The following is a 23375-nucleotide window of genomic DNA, read 5'->3' on the forward strand; positions in this document are numbered from 1 at the left end:
CGTCAGATATCCACCAGATCAAACCCGCCCCGCTTCCCAAGGGCAAAAGCAGCCTTTTCTAAAGAGGTCAACGTCTAGCTACGGCTCTGTTAACCTATCGCTGCTCGCTATTGCTCCTTATTTTTTTGTGTTCAAGTATTGCCGTGAACGAAACCACCCCTTCCGTCCATGTCCTGCCCTTATCCGAACGAGTCGCGCTGACTCCGGCTGAATTCGCCGCATACTTTGGCCATGAACAGACTTGGGCCTACCGGCAAGTCTATGCAGGCAAAGTTAAAATCATCCCCGACATGGGCAAGATGATGATTCCAAGGGTTGAATTGGAACGGGTGCAGCAAGCCGCTGAAATTTACAAAGGCTGACAACAGTATGGGCCCGCGGGGATTCGAACCCCGAACCAAGGGATTATGCTTTCCACTTCGGCTTTCGCCGCCGGACGTTTGGTCCGTTCGTGGTCTGGACTATGCCTTCGCCATTCCTTTCGGGGCAGGCGGTCGATTATAGTCTCTACACCTTTCCCGATTACTCGGGACTTGGCTCGGCGTTGGGAGGTTAAACCGTTCACCGAATTTACGACTGACTACTGCAACTTTTCAGCGGCAGCGACCCATTTGAGTCCCCTGCTCTAACCATTGAGCTACAGGCCCTATTAGAAATAGCGTAGGGTTTTGATTAAGCTTCGTCTAGTAGGAAGCGTTCTTAAAAAAATGGAAAGAATCCATGCGTCAACCCGGCTCAAGCGGTGGCTGGGAATGGAAAGGGCGTGATCTTGCCCTCCTCCACGTCAGGGTTAATGGCAAAGGAAACTTTCTGAGCCGACAGCTTGGAATGCTCATCGCGAAGATGTCCATAGGTCTTCATGGCCAGCGCCCCGCCATCGAGATGGCCCATCCAGCGTGCCACAGTGGGAATATCCACACCGGATTCGATGCAGACCGTGGCATAGAGATGCCGCAGATCGTGATGGGTGATCCTGGTCATTCCAATCTTCGCAGCGGCATGGGTCATCGCCCTCTGCGACTCACGGACTCGCAAAACACGGACAGTCAATGCCTCCCTCGCACGTTGTGAGCGCATTCGTTGTAGCAATTCCTTGGCGGCTGGAATCATAGGAACCCGGCGCGGCAACCCGTTTTTAGTTACCCGCAAATGGATGGTTTCTCCACAGAGATCAACATCCCGCCATTCAACGTGCGCGGCCTCGTTTTTTCGTGCTCCGGTATATGCGAGGAACTGCACATGATCCGCACAATCGCGGGAACACCAAGCCCCGGCACTGCGGATACGGGCGATAAAATCCTGGAATTGCCGCGAATTGGGAAGCGTCACCTGTTTGGGCCGAACCGTGCAACGACCCACATTCTGAGCGGGATTGTCTATCCGTACCTTGGCCTGGACGGCCTCCTCAAAGACATAACGCAAGGTGTCCAAAGTGGAATTGAACCGCGCGGGAGAAATCTGCATGCAATAGCGGTCACCCCAGCGCTCGCAATCAAGCGGGGTCACCTTTCGGACATCGAGGAAACGCAGCTCCGGCCAGCTTTTGAGAAGCGCTTTCAGTGTTTGCATCCGCATATGGCTAGTGGAGGGGCGGTTTCTGCTCCGGTTACGATTACCTCGCCCCCGGAAACTCCATCCGGCTTGCACCTTTTCCTCAAAGAGCAAAACACAATCCCCGACTGTCATGCGTCCTTTGTCTGCGGCAGCCTTGGCTGCGGCACGGGCCGCCAGACCGCGTGCAACGTCATGAGCGCGTTCCTTGGCAACTTCCATCAGCGGAGTGCGAAGCGACATCCAAGTTTCGTGACCCTTGGAAAAAACGCGCATGTAAAGACGGCCTGACTTATGCCGATAAATACCTTGGACGCTGGTTGCCTCCCAGGTCTTCAGCTTGTGTGCTGTTATGCGCTCTACTTCCATAACCGTGAATTATACCGTGAAATTTTCCCCGGAATCCACCGGGCAACTCACTGGTATTAATTGGGTTATGGATAGTTAAGCACAGGCTCTCATAATCCCTTGGTTCGGGGTTCGAATCCCCGCGGGCCCATAAGGCTAAAATTCCGACGGGTCCTGCTCCATGGGTATGACCTGGCCCGTGTCATGATCCAGGGCAAACTCAATGGCCCGCCGCACGTTTCCACTTTCATTGTAGATCAACAACTTAGAGGGCGCGGCTTTGCGGCATTCCATTGCACCGCGGTTGCAGAGCGCGGCATAGGAATCCACTCGCAGGTTCCTGAGGGTATCTCCCTGGCTCAGGGTCCACGCCAGGGCACGGCCTTTTTGTATTTTAAATACTGTATCCATGCTTGCTCCATGTGACTGACAACTTTGCCAGATTGATTTATCCGTCTCCTTAAAATTTCCAATGGCTCACCACGATCCACAACATTTGCAAAAAACCTGCGCCTGCAATGCAGGTGTAGAGGAGTGCCCATGCGAACACTATAAAGAGCACCCAGCCACACAGCAGCTTGCCAAACACTATCGAGTCCTGAATTCGTTGGTACAGCATCCATTCCTGTCTTCTTTCACTTCTCATAGAATACCTCTTGTTGATTGCGTATTCTTTCATCATGCCAGGTGGCCATGCGACTGGATGCAGCTGCGTACCGCATGATCCGGCATCCGCCTGAACACCGTAAAAAATCCGTCTCCCGCTGATTTTCACGAACTCAGTTCCAAAATATTCAAATCGTTCACCGCGATAATGGCCAGGGTCAGGGCAACGACTTGCATTTTTGTAAAATAATTCCGCATTTCCTGGATAAGGTCCTCATACTGGGGGGTTGCCGTATCCATCGTTATCTTTTCGCAGAACGCCAGGGCAGCGCGTTCCTGGCTGTCAAAGAGGTCGGATGTCGCCCACGTTTCCAGTTGACTGAGCCGCTTGTTTGTTTCTCCCCTGGCTTTTAACTCTTCCTGATGCGTAATGATGGAAATGGGGCATTGACGAATCTGTGCGACGCGCAATCTGAGCAACTCAAGCAGCTTTGGGGCAACGTTCCCCTCAGCTTCCTGGGGGATTTTTCGCTCTGAGGATTCGTTCCGGCGATGGACTGAAAGGCGGTTTTTCATGGCGAATTATTACATGCGCTTGTAAATCCCGTGCTTTTCCTATGAGTCAATTTTGAACGGAAATGTGCGAAGGTCGAAACGATTTGTTTAGTTATAAGCTGTTATTCACAACATTATAAGCGGAATTTAAGACACACATCCACTGATGTATCCGTCCTGGTTATTGTGCAAGTTATTGATTCTGTGAAAGATTCGAGTCGGACCGGTTATCCAGGCCAGCTCAGAAGATCAAGTCCCAGATATTTCTATACCGCCGCAGGACAGTTTACTAATGTTTCACTGTACGGTTGATGAACATTTTAGCCCTGTCTTTGCTGCTGTGGCACCCGCTGGCGCAACTCTTCAGCCGACAAGTCATTCTCGTCAGCAGAGGCATCCTCTTCATCAATCGCCGCCAGTATTTCAGAAGTTTCTTCTATGGCGTCGTTTCCCAAGTCGTTGAGCCGTTCTAGCAAGACATGCCGTTCCTTCGCTCTTGAGCTTGGGAAGCTCGTCGAGGTTTTCGGTGATGCTCATGGGGGCAATTGACTGGGCTACGCGTGTGCTGGCAAGCGTTCCGTCGGCGCCCTCCGGGCTGTGGTGAATACAGCCTGCCCGCTGACTATGGAGTATGGGTTTAGGCGCTAATTCTGTCAATTATAGCCCGCTCGCGACGCATGTCGGAGTTGACAGACCCCTTTCCACGGAATCGGGCGGGCTATAGCGGGGCTTGTAAACACAGCTAAAAATAATGGAGTTGAAACTGGCGCATGCAAATCCATCTGCTACGGTGAATCCAATCAAAGCATGAGCCCGCTCCTTCAAAAATTCGGCCTCCACCCCTTGGTGGCTTTTTGTTTCATCGCCGTGGACTTCATGCTATTCGGCGAAGACGCCGCGCTGGGCCCGGTCGGCTGGGCCATTTCCTGCGCGGTTGCCGCCGTCCTCACCGTCCCGTGCATCCTCCTTCAACGCTATGCGTACCGCGACACCTGGCAGGTGGCCATCGCCAAGGGGATCATTATCGGCATTCTGACCGCCATCCCGACTCCCCTGCCCTCCATCATCACCGCAGCCAGCGGCGTGCTGGGAACCATCGGCACGTTCAAGGCTCTGAAAAACAAGCCGGAACAGCCCGTGATTGATCTGCCGAAATAATCAGACATTAAAGCGGAATTCCATCACGTCGCCATCTGCGACCGGATATTCCTTGCCTTCGATGCGCAGCTTCCCGGCTTCCCGGCATTTGGCAAAGGAGCCCAGCGTTTTCAAATCCTCATAGGCCGTGCATTCGGCGGCAATAAAACCCCGCTCGAAATCGGAATGGATCACACCCGCGGCAGCCGGCGCCTTGTCGCCCACATGAATCGTCCAGGCGCGCGTTTCCTTTTCTCCGGTGGTGAAATAGGTCCTCAGGCCTAACAAATGATAAACGGCGCGGATCAGCTTGCCGACACCCGATTCCTCAACACCCAGATCCTTCAAATACGCCTGCTGGTCCTCCGGCGGCAAATCGACCAACTCGGATTCAATCTGCGCGCTGATGATCACCGCCTCGGCCTGCAAATGGGTTGCGCAATAATCCTCCACCTGCTTCACGCGCAGGCCCGTCGGCGTCGAGCGGTCGCCCTTCGACAACGTCGCCAGGTCTTCCTCCTTCACATTGCAGGCAAACAAGGTCGGCTTGGCCGACAACAGAAAAAATCCTTTGGCCAGGGCGGCCTCATCCGGATTGAGGGCGAGCGTGACCGCAGGCTTGCCGCTGTTGAGATGCGGCTCCAATTTTTCCAGAATAGCGACCTCGGCCTTCGCTTTTTTGTCGCCGGATTTGGCCGACTTCGCAACCCGGTCCTTTTGCTTTTGGACGGAGGCCATGTCGGCGAGCACAAGTTCGGTCAAAATCACTTCGATATCGCGCAGGGGATCGACGCTTCCGCTCACATGATGGATGTCGGCGTCCTCGAAACAGCGGACCACCTGCACAATGGCATCGACCTCGCGGATGTGGGACAGGAACTGGTTCCCGAGCCCCTCGCCCTGGCTGGCCCCTTTGACAAGGCCGGCGATATCGACAATTTCAATCGTGGCCGGCACGATTTTCTGTGTTTTGGAAATTCCAGCCAGCACGTCGAGCCGGGCGTCCGGCACCACCACGACCCCGACATTGGGGTCAATCGTGCAAAAAGGGTAGTTTGCCGCCTGCGCTTTGCGGGTTTTGGTCACCGCGTTGAACAAGGTACTTTTGCCCACATTAGGCAACCCGACGATTCCAGATCTTAACATGCTGCGAGTAAAAAACAGATTTATGGCCCCGGCACAATCAAAAAGGCATTTACTTGCGGCCCAGACGCGAACCCGCACCGGGCGCCCCCAGCCTGATAAAATACAGTAAATGCTTTTGCAATTGTTTCTTCCCCAAGTCATTGTTACTTTTTCCAGTCATGCCAGCCCGATTTCATGCGCCGCGGAGTTTCTTCTGCCTGTGGATCACCCTCTGCAGCCTGCAGCTCCTATGCCTTGCGGCCCATGCCCAGACCAACCCAAGCGAGCCTTGGGACGACGGCTACCGGCGCTTCCAGGATTACGCTCCGGAATATCTGGAAATCAAGGTGACCCATGTCGAAACCCGCCAATCCAACGGCTTCTTCTCTGGAGCCAAAACAAACGTAAGCATCGAAGCGCAGGTTCAACGGGTCTTCCGCAGCGCTTCAGGCCTGCAACCCGGCGGCACGATCCTGATTCATTACACACGCAAGGCGACAGCCGGCAGCGCCGACCTGAACCCCCCGATCCCGGAGGAAAACAAAATCGTGCCGGCCTTTCTTCGCAAGTCGGGAGCGCTCTACGAACCGGCAGCCTACCATCACAGCTTCTCTCCGCTCACAGCACGGCAGGTCGAGGCGCTTGAAAAAAATCTCATGGCCAGCCAGGCCGAACGCAAACGCCAGGAAGAAATCCATGCGCAAAAATTAATCGTATTGCTGGAGGCCCAAAAGAAAGCGGAGGCGGAGGCCGCCAGCCGTGAAGAGGCCAGCCATCGCGAAACAGCCGGCGCAACGCCGCCAAAGCCCGCGACAGAACCCGTCATTCAAACTTCGCCCGAACCCGCGCCCACCCCGCCCGTAACCGATTTGCCGTCCGCCTCACCCCCACCCCCGCCATCGGCTCCGTCTGTTGCACGAAACGAACCTGACACTTCCTCAATTGAAATGGAAGCTCTGCCGCAAAAATCCGCGCCGCCACCGGCCCCTGCCATTTCTTCGGAAACCAAGCCCGAATCCCCGCCAACACCACCTGCCCCAGAACCACCAGAGCCAACAGTAGTACAGGCAGAACCTGCCACACCCACGCCCGAGCCTCCAGTTCCAGCGGCGGCGCCTGTTATTAAGACTCCGGATGAAACTGCGCCCCCTGCCCCGCCCGCACCGGAGAAACAAGAGGCCCCTGTGGCAGTAGTTCAAGCCGAGCCGAAAGCCGCAGAACCAGCTCCCGCGCAACCTGCGCCAACACCGCCAGTACCGGCAAATGAGCCCGAACCCATTAAAATCACCGAGGTTCAACCGTCGCCTGCAGCTCCCCCTGCCGAGACGAAACAGCCTGAAACACAGCCACCCCCGCAAACTCCGAGCAAAGCCGAAACGAATTTACAGGGCATGGACAGCTATGCGGCCATCTACTCATTGATGCAGGAGGCCGACGCCGCCAGGACCCGGAACGACAACACGAATGCGAAGGAAATTTATCAAAAGGCGCTCACGCAACTGCAGCAACTCCAGCAAAAACAACCGGATTTCCAACCCTTCATTGTCGAATACCGCCTCAAATATCTGCAGGCTAAAATCGATGATTTGAGCAAAAAAATCACGGATTCCCCGTCCGCCGCACCTTCTCCCACGCCTGCTGTAAAATAAAGGTTTCCATCCGCGCTTGATCGATTCCGGGTTTTGTGTTTAATTTCACGTTCGCTTTGCAGCCTTAGCTCAGTGGTAGAGCATCACCTTGACACGGTGGGGGTCAGAGGTTCAAACCCTCTAGGCTGCACCAGATCCAATCAAAGCCCATCCAGTCCATCCTATTGCAGCCTATTGTTGCTGGACTTGATCCAACTTTTACTGCGCGATCAACAGGTTCCGTTGCGCGTCCAGATGCTCCTTCTGGCTTTGCAGCAAGGCCGCATTGGCATCCACGCCCTTCTTTTCATTGTTGATGTTCTGGACCCGCACCGACAGCAATTCGCCGGGAATCGACAAAGCCTGCTGGGCAAGATTGATCGGAATATCGATAAACCCGTAAACTTCGCTCGGCTTTTTGTATGAAACCGATTTGAGCACGCCGTTTTCGAATTCGATCGTCGTTGAATTTTTCACAAAAGCGGCCCGCTTGATTTCCAGAGTCAACAACGGCGCTTCATCCGGCAGATAGACAATCTGCGACAGGCTGTAGGAATCGGATTTTGCAGAAGGGGTGAAGGCAAGCCGGTACGGCAACAAGGGGCGATAGAAAATGCCTCCGGAACGGCTGCTGCGCACTCCGCGGTTGGACGCATCAAACCATCCCGTGCGCGATTTGGAATTCATCTCGGTTTTAAACGACAGATTCAGGCCTGCTCCGTTTCTGAGGATGTCGCACACCTCCCTCATTTCGCGCGGATCGAAGGGGTTGATGACACGGTCGAAAACAAAATCCAGCGTGGCAGCTTTAACGGTTTTTGGCGGCGCCCCGCCTGTCATGACGGCAAGTTTGGCCGCATCGGTGGCCAGCTCGCCCAGTTTGGCGACGATGGCCGGCGATTTGTCCTCAGTGGTGGAACTGACTTTGTTGAGAAATCCCTCGGGCGAGAACGCAATCTGGATTTCGTCCTCGGAGAGGGCGCTCTCCTTGTATGAAAAGTAATACGCACGCGTGACATCCGGAACGTAAAGCGTTTCCACCTTGATATTCCAATCGGCCTTGTCCGATGCGGTGATGCGCAGGCGCAAGCGTCCGCTGGGCAGGTAGTAGAGCATGCTGTTTGCCATATCCGCCTGTGCCGAGGCGGGGGCTGACGCCATGTCCACATGGCGGGAATCCACCACCGAACAACCTGCGGCCAGCAATGCCGCGCCAAGCGTAATCACAAGACGAGGACATGCCATCGATTTTCCTCCGGGGCGAATATACCGGAGGAATAGATTAGTTCCAAAGAATGTCAAACCAACAGTTAGCGCGTGCGCGTTTCCGTCCTGTTACAGTCGGGAGGAGCAGCTAGAGACAACTTCTCAAAGCTGCTGCCAGCCGGTCACCTTGCCGTTCACAAAATAAACGACAAAGGAATCGCGCACATAGGCATCGGTCTGAGGAAAATATTCCGGCGTCACAACGATTGTTCCATCACTCAATCTGCGGTTGGAGTAATGGTAGGCGGGGTAATTGTACGTTTCCAAACGGCCATAGATCCAGCTTACGGTGTCTTTTCCATCGAGATGGCCTTTGACTTTTCTCAACGGATTCCCCAATGCGATATAAACCGCGTCCTCACTCATGCCCTCCACGATGCGGCCCTTCATCACGGCAGTCTGCTGTTCCTTCGTGAGTTGGGAAAAGGCTTCCGGCCGCTCCTGCTTGCGGGTTTCAGTTGTGGAACATCCGGCCGGCAGGAAAAGCCAGGCCAGCAACATCGTTCCACTCAGGATTCGTAACGCCACGGATTTCATAAAGTCAATCTACCGCTAAAATTAAAAAAACTCAAGGCGTGAGAGGTGCCAAAGGCCCGCTCGGAGCGGTTGCTGGGGTGCCTGGGCCCGGTTCAGGTGCTGGAATAGGCTTCCCGTCCACGCCCGGATAATAAGCCGCCTTCTCCCCTCCGTCATAACGCCGCTTCAATTCCCTCTCGATCTGGGCCTGTTTCCGGCGCATGATGCCGGCGCTCTCATCCTTCAAAGTCGTGAGACGTTTGCGGTTTGTCATATCGTTCGGCATGCCTTTGTAGGATGACAGGGCCGTTTCATACGTCTCCCGCATATCGAGCAGTTCCTGCGTGGTATAATATTCAATGCCGGAAATCGGGTCCGGATTTTGTTTCAAAGTACCGCATGCGGCCAGTGTCAAAGCCGCGAATATCCCCCAAAGAGCAATGCGCATGGCGGCAACGTAGCATGGAACTGCGGAAAGAAAAGTTCTGTTCAAAAAAATCCGCTTTCGGCATCATCCGGAGCCATGGCCTCGACCTTCAAGGAACATCAAACACTCTCCGGACGCATCCTGTCGTATTTGGTTTGGGCCCCCCTCATCCTGACCGGGTTCTTTTTTCTGATGGAACATTACGGACTCCTGGAACGGCTGGAAAACCTCACGATCGATCAGCGCATCGTCGAAAGAGCCCAAAACCAGGCCCCGCCGGATAGCCGCCTGTTTTTTGTCGGAATTGACGACACGTCCTATGTGGATTTGGGGCGTTTCCCGTGGGATAGGAAAGTCCACGCCGAATTCACCCAAGTCGTCGGCCTGGGAAACCCGGCAGTATTCATTTGGGATATTTTGTTTGACCGCAACACCGCTGAAGAATCAGATGGAGCCTTTGCCGAGTCCATCCGTAACGCGGGTATTCCTGTCATTACCGGGGCTTCAAGCGGAACTGAAGCTAACAAAGAATTCCAAGTCCCTGCGGAATTCGAAAATAACTGGCCCGTGCCTGCGGAAATTCAACGCTCCCAACTTCGTTGGCGGGATTACATGATTTTACCCGCGCCTTTCCTGCGAAATATTACAATCCCGGGACTTGTAGATGCCGATGCCGGGCGCGACGGCGTAATCCGAAAAATTCCTCTGGTTGCCATCGCTAACAAACAAGTCGTTCCCACGCTGGGCTTGGCCGGCCTCATGGCCTATTGGAAAATCAAGCCCAGCGAAGTGCGCATGGTGCCGGGCGACGCAATCTACCTCGAATCCAACATTGTGAAGAGGCGTATCCCGATTGATGCAAAAGGCTTTTATACCGTCAATTATCGTTATGATGTACCCTCGTTTGGACCGTCACGCCAATTGGGCTATTCAAGACTGGCAGGAGCTTATTATCAAAGGAGCACGACCTCCATCAGCAGTCCGAATCTACCCGACGTGCAGGGCAAGATTTTGCTGATCGGGTTGAATGCGACAGCATCGACCGAGATTGGACCGAGCCCTTTTTCAGGCGCGAGCCCGAGGCCTTTTGTCCACATGAACGTCATGGATAATATTCTCAAGGAGGATTATCTGCGTTTTACCCCGACTGCAGCAACCTGGCTGGGAACTCTCGCACTGGGCTGGCTCAGCCTGCTGGCATTCTCGCGCATCGGATTCTGGTTCTCCGCCATCCTTCCGCCTGTCTTCATAGCTGCCTATATCGCGCTGGCTTTCTATCTGCTCGGCACGCAAAACCTTGTACTCGACATCACCGGCCCCTGCCTGGCCTTTCTTTTCCTGCATATCGGTTCCGTCGCCAAACAGGTGCTGGTGGAACGCGCGGCGCGGGAACATCTCCGGCGAACCTTTTCCACCTATGTCTCACCCGCCATCCTGGAAACAATCTACCGCAACCCGGAAAGCCTGCAGCTCGGTGGCGCCAGCAAGGACGTCACCATCCTCTTCACCGACCTGCGCAATTTCACCACAATGACCGAGTCCATGGATTCCGCCACCCTGGTGCGGCAGTTGAACGAATATTTCACCGAAATGGTCGCCTGCATCACGCGCCATAACGGCACTCTCCATAAATACATCGGCGACGCCATCATGGCCGTCTGGGGCGATGTCACGAACGAGGGGGCCGTGATCGAAGCCGGCCAGGCCCTCCGCGCCGCCATTGAGATGCGCGAGGCCATGCGCACCCTCAACCAACGCTGGCGCAGTGAGGGCCGCCCGGAATTCCACATGGGCATCGGAATCAATCACGGACACGTCATCGTGGGGAACATCGGCGCGCCGCAACGGATGGAATTCACGGTCATCGGTGACGCGGTAAACCTCGCTTCACGTCTCGAAGGAGTAAACAAACAATTCGGAACTGATATCCTCATCGGGCAGTCGGTACACGAACTCACCCATGAACGCTTCCTCTTCCGCTCCCTGGCCAAAATCCAGGTTGTTGGGAAAAGCATCCCCGTCGAAATCTACGAGCCGATGTGCGAGATCGGGAGCGAGCAACATTCGCCCTACAGCAATGAATGGCTCCAACTCTATCAGGAAGCGCAGCAGCGCTTTCAGGAACGTCGCTATGATGTCGCAGCCCGCCTTTTCGAGGCGTGCCTGCATGAATATCCCGAAAACAAAATTTGCGTCATCCTGCTGAACCTGTGCCATCAGTTCGCCGCCAATCCCCCGCCCGAGGACTGGGACGGATCCTTGGAACTGTCTTCCAAATAATCCGTGCTATCTATCCTTGTCGCTCCTGCCGCCTTGGTCTAAAAAGTTAAAGGCATCAGGCCTTTAACAGCACATTACTATTTATGGGCGCCATTCTTGTCCTGGAAGACAGCCAGGTTTTGCTGACAAAGCTCACCAACGAGCTCAGGCAGCAATTCCCGCATCTTCAAATACTTCCCGCCCGGGCCATTGAAGAAGCGCAACTCCTGCTGAATGAATACGAAATCTCGCTGTTTATTCTCGATATTTTCCTGCCCGACGGCAGCGGGATCGATTTTCTCTGCGACGTAAAAACCATCAGCCCCGATTCTGCCGCCATTATCATGAGCGGCCAACAGGTCCCGGAACTCCGGCAGCAGGCGGAAGAGCTGGGCGTCATCCGCTTTTTCCAGAAACCCGTGGATACCCAGTCGCTTTTTAAAACGATTCAAAAAATACTCGATCCGGAAGCCGCTGCGGCGACTTCCATCGAGGACGCCAACAGTTTTCAAGCGTCGCTGAGCAGCCTGACCACGGTGGACATCATCCAGCTCAAATGCCTGGCCCGGTCCACCCAGGTACTGAAATTCACCCGCGGGGACGGCCAGGACGGCAAAATTCATTTCCATCGCGGTGAAATCGTCCATGCTGAAACCCTCGAAAAAACGGGCCTGGACGCCTTCAACGAAATCGTGAGCTGGAAAGGCGGCCGGGTGGAGGAATCAGCCGAACCGATTGCGGAACCGACCATCAACCGGGGCTGGGAATCCCTCCTCATGGACGCAGTCCGGATGATGGATGAAGCCGCCGCCGTCTTAAACTAACATAACATTATGGGACAAACAATCTTAGTCGTGGACGATAGCCCGACCCTGCGGAAGTTTATCGTCAAACATCTCCAGGCCCATTCGGCCAATTACCGGGTCCTGGTGGCGGCCAACGGGGCGGACGGCGTGGATCTGGCAAAAAAAGAAAAGCCCGATCTGATCCTGCTCGATTTTATCCTGCCGGACATGAACGGCGAGGAGGTCTGCAAGCAACTCGTCGCAGATCCGGAAACCGCGGGGATACCGGTGGTGCTGATGAGCAGCAGCGCGCCGGACATCACCCGGACCGAAGGCAAGTTTGAAATCATCAAACGCTCGATGGTCAAGCCGTTCTCACCGGAACTGCTCTGCGCCACTGTCAGTTATGTTTTTAAAAGCGCGGCGGAACAGGCACGGGAAACGTCCATGACTGAAGCCGGGTCAGCCGGCAAGACCTCAACGGGAGAACAGGAATCCGGGACCGATTCCTCCTCAGGCGGGACTCTTGTTTTCTGCGGGGAAACCGATTATTTTCCGCTGCTTCACGCACTCCTCGCGTCCGAAAGCCGGAAACTGACAGGCGTGCTGCTTGTGCGGCAAAAAATCAGCCCGATCGAGATTTATTTCAGGGAAGGCGAACTGCTTCTGGCCACAACACGCGACATCGACGCCTACCTCAGCGGCACACCGCTGGACATCCCCCCCGAACAGGAGGAGCTTTTCAAAGATCTCAAACAAACCCAGACAAACACCGGGTCTCCCATTTTTCTGCAAATGCGCGACAAGGATTTGGCTCCGACCGAAGATGCGGAATCCATGGCCGATCAATTCGGAGCCTCCCTCGCCTCCGGAATATGGCTCCAGCCCGTTGTTTTCCTCGAATTCAGGAAATCCCCCGAATTGCCCGCCTTCATCGGTTCCAAAAAACCCGCTTCCAACTCCGTACTTTCCTGGTCCCTGGAAACGCTCCGGCTGGTGGGAACTGAATGCCTTGCACTTGCAGGATCGGAGAACTCCACCGGCGTTCCCAGCTACACCAAAACCGGTTATGAACGGATTCAAAAGCTGCCCCTGAATGACGAGGAGGTGGCCTTCGCCAACCAGGTCGCTTCCGGCGGGTTGAATTTGAATGATATTGCCGCTGGCATGGGAATCGATCCGGAGGCTGCGCGCCAACTGCTTTTCCGCTTCCGGATGCTTGAGATTTTCGATTATTGGACGGAAACAAGCGCAACTCCTTAAAACAACATGGAATATTGCCTCTTCCAACTCGGGCATAACAGATATGCGGTACCGCTCGCCGCTGTGCGAGAGGTGCTCAGCCACCCGTCTGTTTCGCCCGTCCCCCTTTCACCGCCGGAATTGTCAGGCATGACAAGCTTCCGCGGCGAGGTGCTTCCGGTATTCACGCTGGATTCACTTCTGATGCCGGAGCAGGCCCGGACGGAACCGGGGGAAAGAAGCCGTGTCCTTGTACTGAATTTTCACGAATCCATTTACGGCATCTGGGTCGATCAGGTTGAAAGGATGGAGGCCGATGCGGAGACCCTGCCGGAACCCAATGAATCGGAGGATCCGCTGCTGCATGAAACACACGTCCACGACTCCGTTCTTTATCTTTTGAATCCGGCGCTGCTTCACTCAAAACTCGAATCCCTTTTCCAACCTGCGCCCGAAATTTTTTAAACAAGGAAAAACTATGCCACAGGAATTTACAACACAGGCCGCTGCCTCAGCGGACATTGCCCCGCCGCCCGGTGTCAAGATCACAACCAAGATTGCACTGGCCTTTGCCGGCATCGCTGCACTGGCGGCGCTGGCCACCGGCCTCGCATCCTATTTCCTCTACGGCGGCGTACTCCAACATGAAGCCTCCACAAAGTTGGAATCGGTCCGCACCCTGCTCCAAACCAGCGTGGACGGCGAATTGGAACGCGTTGCCGCCGAAAGTTCCGCCATCGCCGCCTCACCCCTCGTCCATTCCGGCATTCCCCAGCTCGCTGCGGCAAAAAGCGCCGGGGAAACAATCGGTGCCGATTCGGCTCTCAAGAGCAGCCTCGCGACCGGCCTGGGCCGCGGCGGATTTCAAAATATTTACCTGCTCGACGCAAAATCCAATCTTCTCCTGTCTGCCAGGGAACCATCCAGCCAGCATGATTTGAGCGCGGCGGCAGCCCGGCTCAGCGGGCAGAGCAACAAAGCCTGCTTTACAGTTGTAAACGGACGCTCCCTCAACGACACCGCCATTCTCCGAAGCACACCGGTCACATCGCCCGATGGGACGATTCTCGGGTTTGTCGTCACACAAAGATCGGTCGAGGCCGTCTTTAAGATTCTCGCGCTCGGGGGTAACTCATCGGGGTCCGGACTCGGCTCAACTGGCGAGGCCTTTTTGGTCGATCATAAACTAACATTACAGTCACCTCTCCGGTCCGGAGTCTCCATGCAGCAAATCGAATCCACAGGCGTCAAAAACGCCCTGCAAGGTTCCGAAGGGGTGGAAATTTATAAAAACCACGCCGGCGTTGACGTGCTGGGATCCTACGGACGCTTGAAAACCGACGGCATGGACTGGGCACTCGTTGCCGAGCAGGACAAAAGCGAAGCCCTCTCCCCCGCCAGATCCGTTGCCCTCTACGTGGGCGCCATCAGCCTCGTCATTGTCCTCATAATCGGCGCAGCAGGAACATTCTTCGCCGGATACCTCGCCCGGCCCATCCTTGTTCTCGAAGGCACCATGCGTCGCGTTTCCGCAGGCGACGAAACCGCCCGCGCACCTGTCTCCTCCACGGATGAAATCGGGCAACTGGCGGCCAGCTTCAACTCCATGCTGGCGGAACGCAACGCCGTGAAGGACCGCATTGCCACCGAAAACCGGCGCCTCCAAACCAACATCCAGGACTTCCTCCTGGTGGTGGCCGACGCCTCCGAAGGAAAACTGTCCATTCGCGCCAGGAAAACCGAGGGCATCCTCGGCAATGTCGCCGACGCGCTGAACCAGATGTTGGCAAATGTCAGCGTCTTGATAGGCGAAGCCAAGCGCGCCAGCACCGCCGTCGAGCAGGCCGCCGGGGAAATTTCCGCCTCCGCGCAGGATTTGGCGGAAGGAGCCGCCAGCCAGACCCAGCAGATCACCCAAACCATTCAGGACGTGCAAAATCTGACAGGCGAGGCGCAGAACGTGGCCGAGATATCCCGTAATGCCGCGGACGCCGCCAGCCGGACGCGCCAGGCTGCCGAGGACGGCGCCCGCTCGCTCCAGGAAGCCGTCGCTTATATGGAACGGCTGCGCGAAAATGTGCAATCCAACGCGCGTAAAATCAGCAAGCTCGGACAACGCTCAACTGAAATTTCCGGCATCGTCAGGTCAATCAGCGAAATCAGCTCCGAAACCGACGTGCTGGCCATGAACGCTTCCATCGAGGCCGCCCGCGCGGGCGAACAGGGAAAAGGATTCACCATTGTGGCCGACCAGGTGCGCGCACTGGCAGACCGCACCCGCCAAGCCACGGTTGAAATTGAAAAGCTCGTGCTCGGAATCCAAAATGAAACCACCGAGGCCGTCCGGCAGATGGAAACCCAAAACCGGGAGGTCGAGAGCGGCGCCCAGCGCGTGGGCAGCGCCGGAGCCTCGCTCAGCAACATTGTGGATGTCAGCGTGGATTCATCGACACTTGCGGAGCAAATCCGCGAGTCCGCCCGCGAGCAGGACAAGCGGGCCGAGGCCGTTTTGCAGGCGGTCATGGCCATCAACCAGATTTCGGAAGCAGCCCGGAACCGCACCCTTGAATTTCGCGAAACGAGCGACCAGCTTGCGCAACTGGCCGTTGAATTGAACAAGCATCTGGCCAATTTTGACATCGGCTCCTCGCAAAATACCGAATGAACCCCGACGAACAGGCCAAACAGCGGTCGAACCGCCCGCCGCCGGCGCTCAAAGCGCCGACTCAGTCATCCCGTGCCCTGCCGCGGCCCGCGCCGGCTTTGAAGGCGAGTAGTTCGGCGCCTTCCCTTTCCCTCCGCGGCGGCAAAGGCCGCCCCACGAAACTGATCCGGGAAAAAATGCCGAAACCACAGAGCAAGCCCGCAAGCAACGAACCTGCCGATACAGTGGGGGCCGAGGATTACACTGCGATGTTCCGGAGCGAACTCGCCGAGGCTCAGGCAAAGCTGGGATTGCTCCTCGCGGGCGGCGACGGCAGCTCCACACAGGAATATAATTGGCATTCCATTGGAGCTATTTTTCATACGCTTAAGGGATCGGCGGCCACGGTCGGCATGGAAAAGGTCGCCGCTCTGGCGGCCTCGGCAGAAATCCGGGCGCTGGATCTTGAAAAGAAATCTGCAGAGCAGACTCCGAAGGCACTTCTCTGGTTCAATGATATCCTTGAAAAAATCTCCGAGGATTCAGGCGTACCCCTGCCCGACCGTCCGAAAGCGGACCCCCCGGTAACTTTGGAGCCGGAGGCACCGCCGGAACTCGCTTCGGCGCAACAACACATCGCATCGGCCAGGGATCTCGTGTCGGCCTGGCAAAAAGAACCCGGCCAATCCCTTCACAAGGAAAACCTCCTGGAACAATTGAAGCAGGCGCGCCAGGACCTGGCATCCATGTCCGCCGCGGAACTGGACCAAAGCTTCGATCAATTGGAGGAATTCATCCGCACGATCAGCGCCGTCCCAACCGAAACTTTTTTTCTGGTAGCGAGCCGCTGCCTTTCCGATGCCCAGGCGCATCTGGAAGCCCGCAAAAAGAACCTTTCACTGCACTGGAACCGAAAATGGAATTTTTACTTCTCCTCCCTGCGTGTGGCAATGGCAACAGAGTTACCCAACACATCGCTTACACCTTCGTCTGTACCAGCGGACACCGAAATGCTACAGGTTTTCAGCGACGAAGCAGCCACCCAGTTTGAAGTCCTGGAACAATCGATCCTCAGCATGGAAAAAGGCGTGGACCGGCCCCAGCACAAGGACAAAATCCGGCGCTGCTTCCATACGCTCAAGGGCGCCGCAAACAGCATCGGCTTGCATGGCATGGGCGCGGGCTTCCATGCGCTTGAGGATTTGATGGCATCCATGCCGGACGAATCCGCTCCGGAAAGCCTTTGGCAGTTCCTTTTGCATTGTCTGGATGAATCACGCGCCTATCTGAACCAGCTCAGCCTCAATCCAGGCGCCGCATGGAACCATGACTGGAAAGCCGATGTCAAATCCCTGGCGTCGGGCGCGGCGCCAAAAGCGGGCGAAAAGGCAGCCGCCGAGGAAAGGCAACTCCTGCGGGTCGATGGAGGGAAACTGCGCAATCTCATGCACTGGACTAACGAGCTTGTGGCAGAACACAGCCGCTTCAGCGCCCGCCTGCCCAAAACACAAAATGCCAGCCTCAGGATCCGCGAGTGCCTCGGCCGCCTGGATCATGCCATCGAAACGGTGGCTGAAGAATCCGCCACGCAGGAATCCGGCGAGGGCGAGACGGGCGGGCCGCTGGCTTTCCTCAAGGAAGAACTCCAGTCACTCTCCAACGCCCTGAACCGAAGCCTGATCGATCTGGCCGAGGTCCTGGAATTATCACGGCAGGAAGACCTCGTCTTTCAGCAGAAAAGCAAACGCCTGCAAAGTGACCTGGCCTCACTCAACATGGGACCTGTCTCCCTGCTCTTTCGCAGGCTGGAACGCGCATTCCGCGATGCCTGTACGGAAGAAGGCAAACAGGCCGAACTGCATACTGAGGGCGTCAACACACAATTGGACCGCGCCATTCTGGATCGTTTATACGCCCCACTACTCCATGTCGTGCGTAACGCCGTCGCCCATGGCATCGAATCGCCGGAGCTTCGCCGTGAAAAGCACAAACCTGTCACCGGCGACATCCGCCTCACCGCGCAACCGCATTCCAACTATGTTATCATCGAGGTGCAGGACGACGGCGGCGGCATCAATTCGGAAGCCGTTCTGAAACGGGCTCTGGAGCGCAACCTCGTCCCTCCCGGAACAGAAAGCCTCTCACCCGATCAGGCTGTTCAATTGCTTTTTCTCCCGGGTTTCAGCACCAAGGAAACAGTCAGCAACGTCGCCGGGCGCGGAGTCGGCCTGGACGTTGTCAAACGCGACATCGAAGCGCTCAACGGCACTGTGGGCGTTACATATGAGACCGATGTTGGAACAACCTGGACTCTCCGGATTCCGCTCACACTGTCCGCATCGGAGGCCCTGTTGGTACATTCGGCGGGCTCCCGTTTTGCAATCCCGCTTTCGTACATCGACAAATGCGTCCGCCTGCTCCCGGAAGGCTATGTCAGGCAGAATGAGCATGTCTTTTACCGGCACCACGATGAAGCACTTCCCTATTATGACCTGCACAAACTGCTTCAAATGCGCGACGGACAGCCCGCCTCGCATGGCATTCTGGTTGATTCCGGCACCGCTCGCGCGATTCTCGGGGTGCATAACATTGTCGGACGCCGCGAAATTATTACCAAGGATCCCGGCCCGTTGTTGAACCGCCTCGACTGCCTCTCCGGCGCAGCCGCGGATTCTGACGGATCACTATTTTGCATACTTCAAATTTCCAACCTCCTGGTGCGGCGCGCGCGACTGCATGAATTCTCGAGCTCCGCTTCGCGTGAAAACGGCGCAAAAGACCAGGCGCCACCCACAGTCCCAACAGCACATATTTTATTGGTGGATGATTCCCCCACTGTGCGGAAAATGCAGGAGGCGCAATTGCGCAAACTCGGCTTTCGTGTCACCACAGCTTGCGACGGCCAGGAAGCTTTGGAAGCGCTGGCGCAGGGCAATTTTGACCTGGTGATCACTGATTTGGAAATGCCCAATCTGGACGGAACTGGTCTGGTTCAGCGCATCCGCGAAAATCCGCAGTGGACGGACCTGCCGGTGGTCCTTGTCACATCCCGGGCCGGTGAGCAGGAACTGCATGAGCTGAAGCAGATGGGAGCCACCGCCTGCCTTCAAAAACCTTTTTCAAGGCCGGATTTTCTCCGTGAACTGAAAAACAACCCCGGATTGAAAGCGTTGGCGGGCTTCAGCAATCAACCCTCCGGGGCAACAATGGACGCGAACTGAGGAATCAAGCGGTATGGAATCGTCAATTGACAATCGACTAGCGCTCATGAAACGGGTCAGTCTGCTCTCGTGGCTGGAGGCCGGGCAGGTCGCAACCCTGGCCGGGCGGGCCGAAATCCGCCACTATGCCGAAGGCGATGTGATTTTTGAGCCCGGCAGCCCGGGCGACGGCCTCCACATCATTGCAGACGGCGAAGTCACCTTTGTGTCAGGCCCACCGGATGAACTTGAGCATCAATCCGCCAGCACATTGGAAGCGGGCGCAACGTTTGGAGAACTCAGCCTGGTGGACAAGCAGCCCCGGAAATCCAGGGCGCGCGCGGCGCTTCCCACAACCGTTTATTTCCTGCCTCTGGCGATTCTCGAGGATTTGTCACGCTCGCATCCCGAGCAATATGCCACCCTGATCACCAACCTGGCGCGTGAAATGGCGAGAAAAATACGGCGCCTCAACCAGGTGAAATTGGCTTCGCAGGAAGCGCCTGCCCAAACCTGATGCACGAACCCTCCTTCATGAAACTGGAACATATCGTCGAACGCGAAAGAATTTTCACAGCCTTCAAGAGCTTCCCTCTTTTTACCGGGGTGCCGGACGAAGTGCTGGCCGTGTTTTTTGTCGCGGCGCAGGAACAAATCCTGCGCACGGGGCAGATTGTTGTAAAAGAAGGCGACCACGGGGAGGATCTGTACATCATTGGCGAAGGAAGCGTGGATGTGATTATCGGTCTTAACACCGCCCATCAAACGGATCTGGCGATTTTGGGCAAAAACGATTTCTTTGGCGAGATGTGCGTCATCGAGCCTTCGCTGCGCTCGGCCACCGTCATCACGCGCGAATCGACGCTGCTGTATTCGTTGAAAAGCAGTTCGCTGAACAAAGTCTATCAGATATGGCCGGAACAACAGTCCATCATCATGGCCAACCTCGCCCGCGAACTCGCCCACCGCGTCCAAGCCCTCGACCCACTGTATAAAGACCGGGGTTATTAGCTTGAGAGTTTTTATTCAGGCAATAAAGGGCAACTGGCTTTCTTTCCTCATTCTCGCGGGATTCATGTGGGTGATGTTCAGTCTTCACACTGATCCTCCGCTCCCGGGCGATAAAAGCCGTGCGCTTATAGCCAAAAAATGCAGTGAAATGCGACAAGTTGGCATCCTGCTGTTTTCCTACGCGAATGATCAGGATGGACACTATCCGAAGACGCTCAATCCCTTGATTTCAGAATCTCAAGCGCCTGCACGTGAAATAAAAGCGCTCATCAAGGACCCAAAGCTGATTTACACTCCGCCTGACACAAGCATTTCGAATACGGACAAAAAATTTGTGTTGCTCCGGTATCCGATGGAAAACGGGGATGTGATCTACACCGTCGGGAATGAGGCTTCGTACATCCGGACAAAAATATCGCCAGCCGCGCCATAAAACAATGGAGTGCGGACACACTCCAAAACGCTTCGCGTCATTGCGAGGAGCGTAGCGACGCGGCAATCCAGAAGAATACGCACACACCCCGAAACGTTCGCTGAGCTCACTTTCTGCCCCTCTTCGATAGAGGGGATTGGATCGCCCGCGCTACACTGCAATACGCCTTCGTTCCCGTTCATTTTTTGCGTTCTTGCGCCCGCATCCCTTCATCGGACAAACACCTGATTGAGGAAGCTGCGGCCCTCAGCGACCAACCTAGTGGTCTGTTTTCCGTGAAATGACGGGTTGGCCGCTTGGGATTTGCGCTGCTGGCAAGACGCGAGCGCAGGCCCCTATCTAGACGATACGGGACAAGCGAGCAACACAGCCAGCGGTGCAAAGAACAGCGGCCCGGAGGGTTGCGCGGAAAACAGACCACTAGTAATCAATGGACGGAAACCGGGCGATGATGGACTTCGCCTTTTGAATTTCCTCATGGGTAAGCAGCGGCGTATTCAAGGCCTCAACCAATTCGTCCACGTCCTCAGGAGTTTCCATGCTCGGAATCACCGTACAAACCGCCGGATGCTGCAGAGTAAAGCGGAGAGCGGCCTGCGCAAGGCTGCGTTTGCCGGGAACAACGAGGAAGCGAAGTTCCTCCTGCAAGCTCAGCAAAGTATCGGCTTCCTCCGCCGTGAACCAGCGGAAGTTCGGATGACCGGTAATCTCGGCGGGTTTGGCTGTGAGGCGATCCGCCAAAAAACCTTTGCAAAGCGGCCCTCGCACAACGATGCCGATGTTTTCTTTCAACGCCTCGGGCAACAGCTCCGTCTCGGCCTGGTGAAAAATGAGGTTGTACGCAAGTTGGATGACCGGAAAAGCGCGTTGTATGCCGAGTCTTCCATGGGCGAGTTGTTGGGCATCGCCAATCGTCACCGCTTCGAACCTGAGCTTGCCCTCCGACTTCAACTCCTCGCATATTTCACGGAAATGCCAACGGTCAAGCGCTTCAGCCGTCGGGTCACGCCATTGGAGAATGTCCAGATAATCTGTTTGGAGTTGCTTCAAGCTGGTTTCCACACACTCCCGTATCGAATGCTCTTCCAGTTTCTCAACCTTTGTTGCCAGAACAACCTTGTCACGCTTCCCCTTGAGCGCTTTGCCTAGCAGCGTTTCGCTGTCGTTGTAAATAAACGGCGCAGTATCGAAATAATTTACGCCCAAATGAAAAGCATGCTCGATGGCCCGAAGAGCCACGTTTTTGTCCTGCATGAGATAGCCGCCGCCAATGCCGAAGCCGCCAAATCCAATGCGTGAAACCTTTAACCCTGTCCTGCCGAGTTTCGTATATTCCATTGGAATGAATCGTTCTGGCTTCCGCCTTTTAGTGAAGCCTCTAGAAATTGATTTTCAACCCAGCCTGGACGGATTGTGCGAAGAAATCGCTTTGCCCCACCTGGGCCTGATAGCCGAGAAAGAGATCGAGCGAATTGTTCCACCGGGTGTCGAAGCCGAAGTCCAGCAGCGCCGATTCGCGCTCGGGGCTCGATGTGCTGACATTAAAGGAACCGCCTCCAAATTCGCTGAACTGGCTGGTGATGCTCCGGCTGTTGTCCATGTATTCATGCTGCCACGAGGCGCCAAAATGGGGCGCCGCGGTAACCTTGCCGTTGCACAGGACTGCCTGATAACGGAATTGTCCGCCGAGTCGGCTTCGGAGCGAATCCGCGTTTTGGTTGTTGATGGCCAGGTTGGCGGCACCGGCGCCATTCTCAGTAAAGCCGTCAATGTCAAGGTGGACATACTGAAGCGCCGCAGTCGGGCCAAAGGTGAAATCGCCGTGGCGGAATTCGTAGCCGCCATCCAGATTGGCGTCGTACTGATTGCCATTGGTGGAGCCATTGGCGGTGGTTCCAAAGAATGGGATCGCGCGGTTTTCGTTGTAGCTGTTGTAATTATAGGCGGCAAGTGCATTGGCATACCAACCATGATCAGCATAGCTGGCATACACGCCCGGCGAATAACTATCGACGCGGCTCTTGCTGCCATCGTGGTCCAGCGTTGCGTCTGTGTGGCCGTAGGAAAAGAGTCCGCCCACAGTCCAGCTTTTGTCGAGACGGTAATCAGCCCCGGCCGTAACTCCGGTGGTGGTATAATCCGAATGCGCAACGTTGTCGTCATGTCCGATGTCGGCAAGAACAGCCGCACCACTGATAAAGAAACTGCTGCGATTGTTTTCGTTGAGCGGGGCAGGCTTGCCATTGGCGATCGGAGTGGATGAGTCGCTGATCGTATTGGAATGTGCGGGAGGGTTCCAGGCAAGCAGCGAGTGCTGGATCTGGGCGAGAACCGGGAGCATCGAAGGGTCGAGAACCTGGAGTCCCGATGTGTCGAATCCGCTTTGCCCGTTGCGCTGGCCTGCCAGGTGATTATCGACCTGGCTTGCGGTAAATCCGAAGTTGTCAAAGGCAATGCGATCCCAGACCTGGAGTTTTTGCGGAGAGAGCTGGTCCAGAGCCGAGGCGAGTCCGGACCCTTGATTGATCAAAGCGGTACTGAGTGCGACAAAACCCGAATCTGAATTTCCGTTGGACAGGCCCGTGTTGATCGGGCCCAGGGTGGATTGCTGGTTGTTGTTCAAGCCCTGGCTGGAGATCAGG

At 55.8% G+C, this 23375-nt stretch carries 23 protein-coding genes and 1 tRNA gene; 13 read left to right on the forward strand and 11 right to left on the reverse strand.

Going from position 1 to position 23375, the window contains the following annotated elements; genetic code table 11:
- Positions 1 to 143: 143 nt before the first annotated feature.
- Positions 144 to 362, forward strand: a complete 219-nt coding sequence (locus PHD76_05340; protein ID MDD5261257.1) for a hypothetical protein — start codon at positions 144 to 146, stop codon at positions 360 to 362.
- Between the two features lie 373 nt (positions 363 to 735).
- Here PHD76_05340 and PHD76_05345 read toward each other — a convergent pair whose 3' ends face one another.
- From PHD76_05345 to PHD76_05365, 5 genes are all read right to left on the reverse strand, one after another.
- The gene (locus tag PHD76_05345; protein MDD5261258.1) at positions 736 to 1794 is read right to left on the reverse strand and encodes a site-specific integrase; all 1059 of its coding nucleotides are present in this window, start codon (positions 1792 to 1794) and stop codon (positions 736 to 738) included.
- Between the two features lie 261 nt (positions 1795 to 2055).
- Positions 2056 to 2310 carry a hypothetical protein gene (locus PHD76_05350; GenBank protein MDD5261259.1) on the reverse strand — a complete coding sequence of 85 codons (255 nt, stop codon included), beginning with the start codon at positions 2308 to 2310 and terminating at the stop codon, positions 2056 to 2058.
- 49 nt (positions 2311 to 2359) lie between these two features.
- Complete coding sequence (locus tag PHD76_05355; GenBank protein ID MDD5261260.1) at positions 2360 to 2674, reverse strand: hypothetical protein; 315 nt, start codon at positions 2672 to 2674, stop codon at positions 2360 to 2362.
- A complete protein-coding gene (locus tag PHD76_05360; GenBank protein ID MDD5261261.1) occupies positions 2671 to 3081 on the reverse strand; it encodes a carboxymuconolactone decarboxylase family protein in 411 nt (136 codons plus the stop codon). The genes PHD76_05355 and PHD76_05360 overlap by 4 nt, the downstream gene beginning before the upstream one ends.
- Positions 3082 to 3380: 299 nt before the next feature.
- A complete protein-coding gene (locus PHD76_05365) occupies positions 3381 to 3536 on the reverse strand; it encodes a hypothetical protein (GenBank protein ID MDD5261262.1) in 156 nt (51 codons plus the stop codon).
- 331 nt (positions 3537 to 3867) lie between these two features.
- Here PHD76_05365 and PHD76_05370 point away from each other — a divergent pair, with 331 nt between their 5' ends.
- Positions 3868 to 4218 (forward strand): hypothetical protein, encoded by a 351-nt coding sequence (locus PHD76_05370; GenBank protein MDD5261263.1) that lies wholly within the window; start codon positions 3868 to 3870, stop codon positions 4216 to 4218.
- On the opposite strand, the gene ychF is transcribed toward PHD76_05370, so the two are convergent.
- Positions 4219 to 5343, reverse strand: coding sequence for a redox-regulated ATPase YchF (ychF, locus tag PHD76_05375; protein MDD5261264.1), 1125 nt, complete (start codon positions 5341 to 5343; stop codon positions 4219 to 4221).
- A gap of 158 nt (positions 5344 to 5501) precedes the next feature.
- On the opposite strand from ychF, the gene PHD76_05380 reads away from it, so the two are divergent.
- Together PHD76_05380 and PHD76_05385 are read left to right on the forward strand one after the other, a co-directional pair.
- Positions 5502 to 6971, forward strand: coding sequence for a hypothetical protein (locus tag PHD76_05380; GenBank protein ID MDD5261265.1), 1470 nt, complete (start codon positions 5502 to 5504; stop codon positions 6969 to 6971).
- 58 nt (positions 6972 to 7029) lie between these two features.
- Positions 7030 to 7104, forward strand: a tRNA-Val gene (locus tag PHD76_05385).
- Between the two features lie 65 nt (positions 7105 to 7169).
- Here the strand turns inward: PHD76_05385 and PHD76_05390 are convergent.
- The 3 genes from PHD76_05390 to PHD76_05400 all read right to left on the reverse strand — a co-directional run bounded on the left by PHD76_05390 (position 7170) and on the right by PHD76_05400 (position 9180).
- Positions 7170 to 8195 carry a hypothetical protein gene (locus PHD76_05390; GenBank protein ID MDD5261266.1) on the reverse strand — a complete coding sequence of 342 codons (1026 nt, stop codon included), beginning with the start codon at positions 8193 to 8195 and terminating at the stop codon, positions 7170 to 7172.
- Positions 8196 to 8318: 123 nt separating this feature from the next.
- Positions 8319 to 8753, reverse strand: a complete 435-nt coding sequence (locus tag PHD76_05395; protein ID MDD5261267.1) for a hypothetical protein — start codon at positions 8751 to 8753, stop codon at positions 8319 to 8321.
- A gap of 31 nt (positions 8754 to 8784) precedes the next feature.
- The gene (locus PHD76_05400; GenBank protein ID MDD5261268.1) at positions 8785 to 9180 is read right to left on the reverse strand and encodes a hypothetical protein; all 396 of its coding nucleotides are present in this window, start codon (positions 9178 to 9180) and stop codon (positions 8785 to 8787) included.
- 75 nt (positions 9181 to 9255) lie between these two features.
- Between PHD76_05400 and PHD76_05405 the strand changes: the two genes are divergently transcribed.
- From PHD76_05405 to PHD76_05445, 9 genes are all read left to right on the forward strand, one after another.
- Entirely contained in the window at positions 9256 to 11439 is a 2184-nt protein-coding gene (locus PHD76_05405) for an adenylate/guanylate cyclase domain-containing protein (protein ID MDD5261269.1), read from the forward strand.
- 83 nt (positions 11440 to 11522) lie between these two features.
- Positions 11523 to 12242, forward strand: coding sequence for a response regulator (locus PHD76_05410; GenBank protein MDD5261270.1), 720 nt, complete (start codon positions 11523 to 11525; stop codon positions 12240 to 12242).
- 9 nt (positions 12243 to 12251) lie between these two features.
- The gene (locus PHD76_05415; GenBank protein ID MDD5261271.1) at positions 12252 to 13466 is read left to right on the forward strand and encodes a response regulator; all 1215 of its coding nucleotides are present in this window, start codon (positions 12252 to 12254) and stop codon (positions 13464 to 13466) included.
- Between the two features lie 6 nt (positions 13467 to 13472).
- The gene (locus PHD76_05420) at positions 13473 to 13910 is read left to right on the forward strand and encodes a chemotaxis protein CheW (GenBank protein MDD5261272.1); all 438 of its coding nucleotides are present in this window, start codon (positions 13473 to 13475) and stop codon (positions 13908 to 13910) included.
- A 13-nt stretch (positions 13911 to 13923) separates the two neighbouring features.
- Positions 13924 to 16110, forward strand: a complete 2187-nt coding sequence (locus PHD76_05425) for a methyl-accepting chemotaxis protein (protein ID MDD5261273.1) — start codon at positions 13924 to 13926, stop codon at positions 16108 to 16110.
- On the forward strand, positions 16107 to 19310 hold the full coding sequence (locus tag PHD76_05430; GenBank protein ID MDD5261274.1) for a response regulator: 3204 nt from the start codon (positions 16107 to 16109) through the stop codon (positions 19308 to 19310). The genes PHD76_05425 and PHD76_05430 overlap by 4 nt, the downstream gene beginning before the upstream one ends.
- 13 nt (positions 19311 to 19323) lie before the next feature.
- A complete protein-coding gene (locus PHD76_05435) occupies positions 19324 to 19806 on the forward strand; it encodes a cyclic nucleotide-binding domain-containing protein (GenBank protein MDD5261275.1) in 483 nt (160 codons plus the stop codon).
- 17 nt (positions 19807 to 19823) lie between these two features.
- Positions 19824 to 20300 carry a cyclic nucleotide-binding domain-containing protein gene (locus PHD76_05440; GenBank protein ID MDD5261276.1) on the forward strand — a complete coding sequence of 159 codons (477 nt, stop codon included), beginning with the start codon at positions 19824 to 19826 and terminating at the stop codon, positions 20298 to 20300.
- Between the two features lie 148 nt (positions 20301 to 20448).
- Positions 20449 to 20733: a hypothetical protein gene (locus tag PHD76_05445; protein MDD5261277.1), complete on the forward strand. Its 285-nt coding sequence runs from the start codon at positions 20449 to 20451 to the stop codon at positions 20731 to 20733.
- A gap of 420 nt (positions 20734 to 21153) precedes the next feature.
- Here PHD76_05445 and PHD76_05450 read toward each other — a convergent pair whose 3' ends face one another.
- Together PHD76_05450 and PHD76_05455 are read right to left on the reverse strand one after the other, a co-directional pair.
- Complete coding sequence (locus tag PHD76_05450; GenBank protein ID MDD5261278.1) at positions 21154 to 22071, reverse strand: aldo/keto reductase; 918 nt, start codon at positions 22069 to 22071, stop codon at positions 21154 to 21156.
- Between the two features lie 40 nt (positions 22072 to 22111).
- Positions 22112 to 23375, reverse strand: a 1264-nt coding sequence (locus PHD76_05455; GenBank protein ID MDD5261279.1) for an autotransporter outer membrane beta-barrel domain-containing protein, incomplete at its 5' end; no start/stop codon positions are given.

This window comes from Candidatus Methylacidiphilales bacterium (genome assembly GCA_028713655.1).
In the GTDB taxonomy this organism is placed as follows: domain Bacteria; phylum Verrucomicrobiota; class Verrucomicrobiia; order Methylacidiphilales; family JAAUTS01; genus JAQTNW01.

Excerpts from the sequence above, each read along its gene's own strand:
- PHD76_05370 (MDD5261263.1), top strand. The coding sequence starts at position 3,868 with ATGAGCCCGCTCCTTCAAAAATTCGGCCTCCACCCCTTGGTGGCTTTT.
- PHD76_05445 (MDD5261277.1), top strand. The coding sequence starts at position 20,449 with ATGCGACAAGTTGGCATCCTGCTGTTTTCCTACGCGAATGATCAGGAT.
- PHD76_05360 (MDD5261261.1), bottom strand. The coding sequence starts at position 3,081 with ATGAAAAACCGCCTTTCAGTCCATCGCCGGAACGAATCCTCAGAGCGA.
- PHD76_05350 (MDD5261259.1), bottom strand. The coding sequence starts at position 2,310 with ATGGATACAGTATTTAAAATACAAAAAGGCCGTGCCCTGGCGTGGACC.
- PHD76_05345 (MDD5261258.1), bottom strand. The coding sequence starts at position 1,794 with ATGTCGCTTCGCACTCCGCTGATGGAAGTTGCCAAGGAACGCGCTCAT.
- ychF (MDD5261264.1), bottom strand. The coding sequence starts at position 5,343 with ATGTTAAGATCTGGAATCGTCGGGTTGCCTAATGTGGGCAAAAGTACC.
- PHD76_05430 (MDD5261274.1), top strand. The coding sequence starts at position 16,107 with ATGAACCCCGACGAACAGGCCAAACAGCGGTCGAACCGCCCGCCGCCG.
- PHD76_05380 (MDD5261265.1), top strand. The coding sequence starts at position 5,502 with ATGCCAGCCCGATTTCATGCGCCGCGGAGTTTCTTCTGCCTGTGGATC.
- PHD76_05420 (MDD5261272.1), top strand. The coding sequence starts at position 13,473 with ATGGAATATTGCCTCTTCCAACTCGGGCATAACAGATATGCGGTACCG.
- PHD76_05440 (MDD5261276.1), top strand. The coding sequence starts at position 19,824 with ATGAAACTGGAACATATCGTCGAACGCGAAAGAATTTTCACAGCCTTC.
- PHD76_05435 (MDD5261275.1), top strand. The coding sequence starts at position 19,324 with ATGGAATCGTCAATTGACAATCGACTAGCGCTCATGAAACGGGTCAGT.
- PHD76_05405 (MDD5261269.1), top strand. The coding sequence starts at position 9,256 with ATGGCCTCGACCTTCAAGGAACATCAAACACTCTCCGGACGCATCCTG.
- PHD76_05395 (MDD5261267.1), bottom strand. The coding sequence starts at position 8,753 with ATGAAATCCGTGGCGTTACGAATCCTGAGTGGAACGATGTTGCTGGCC.
- PHD76_05400 (MDD5261268.1), bottom strand. The coding sequence starts at position 9,180 with ATGCGCATTGCTCTTTGGGGGATATTCGCGGCTTTGACACTGGCCGCA.
- PHD76_05450 (MDD5261278.1), bottom strand. The coding sequence starts at position 22,071 with ATGGAATATACGAAACTCGGCAGGACAGGGTTAAAGGTTTCACGCATT.
- PHD76_05390 (MDD5261266.1), bottom strand. The coding sequence starts at position 8,195 with ATGGCATGTCCTCGTCTTGTGATTACGCTTGGCGCGGCATTGCTGGCC.
- PHD76_05425 (MDD5261273.1), top strand. The coding sequence starts at position 13,924 with ATGCCACAGGAATTTACAACACAGGCCGCTGCCTCAGCGGACATTGCC.
- PHD76_05410 (MDD5261270.1), top strand. The coding sequence starts at position 11,523 with ATGGGCGCCATTCTTGTCCTGGAAGACAGCCAGGTTTTGCTGACAAAG.
- PHD76_05415 (MDD5261271.1), top strand. The coding sequence starts at position 12,252 with ATGGGACAAACAATCTTAGTCGTGGACGATAGCCCGACCCTGCGGAAG.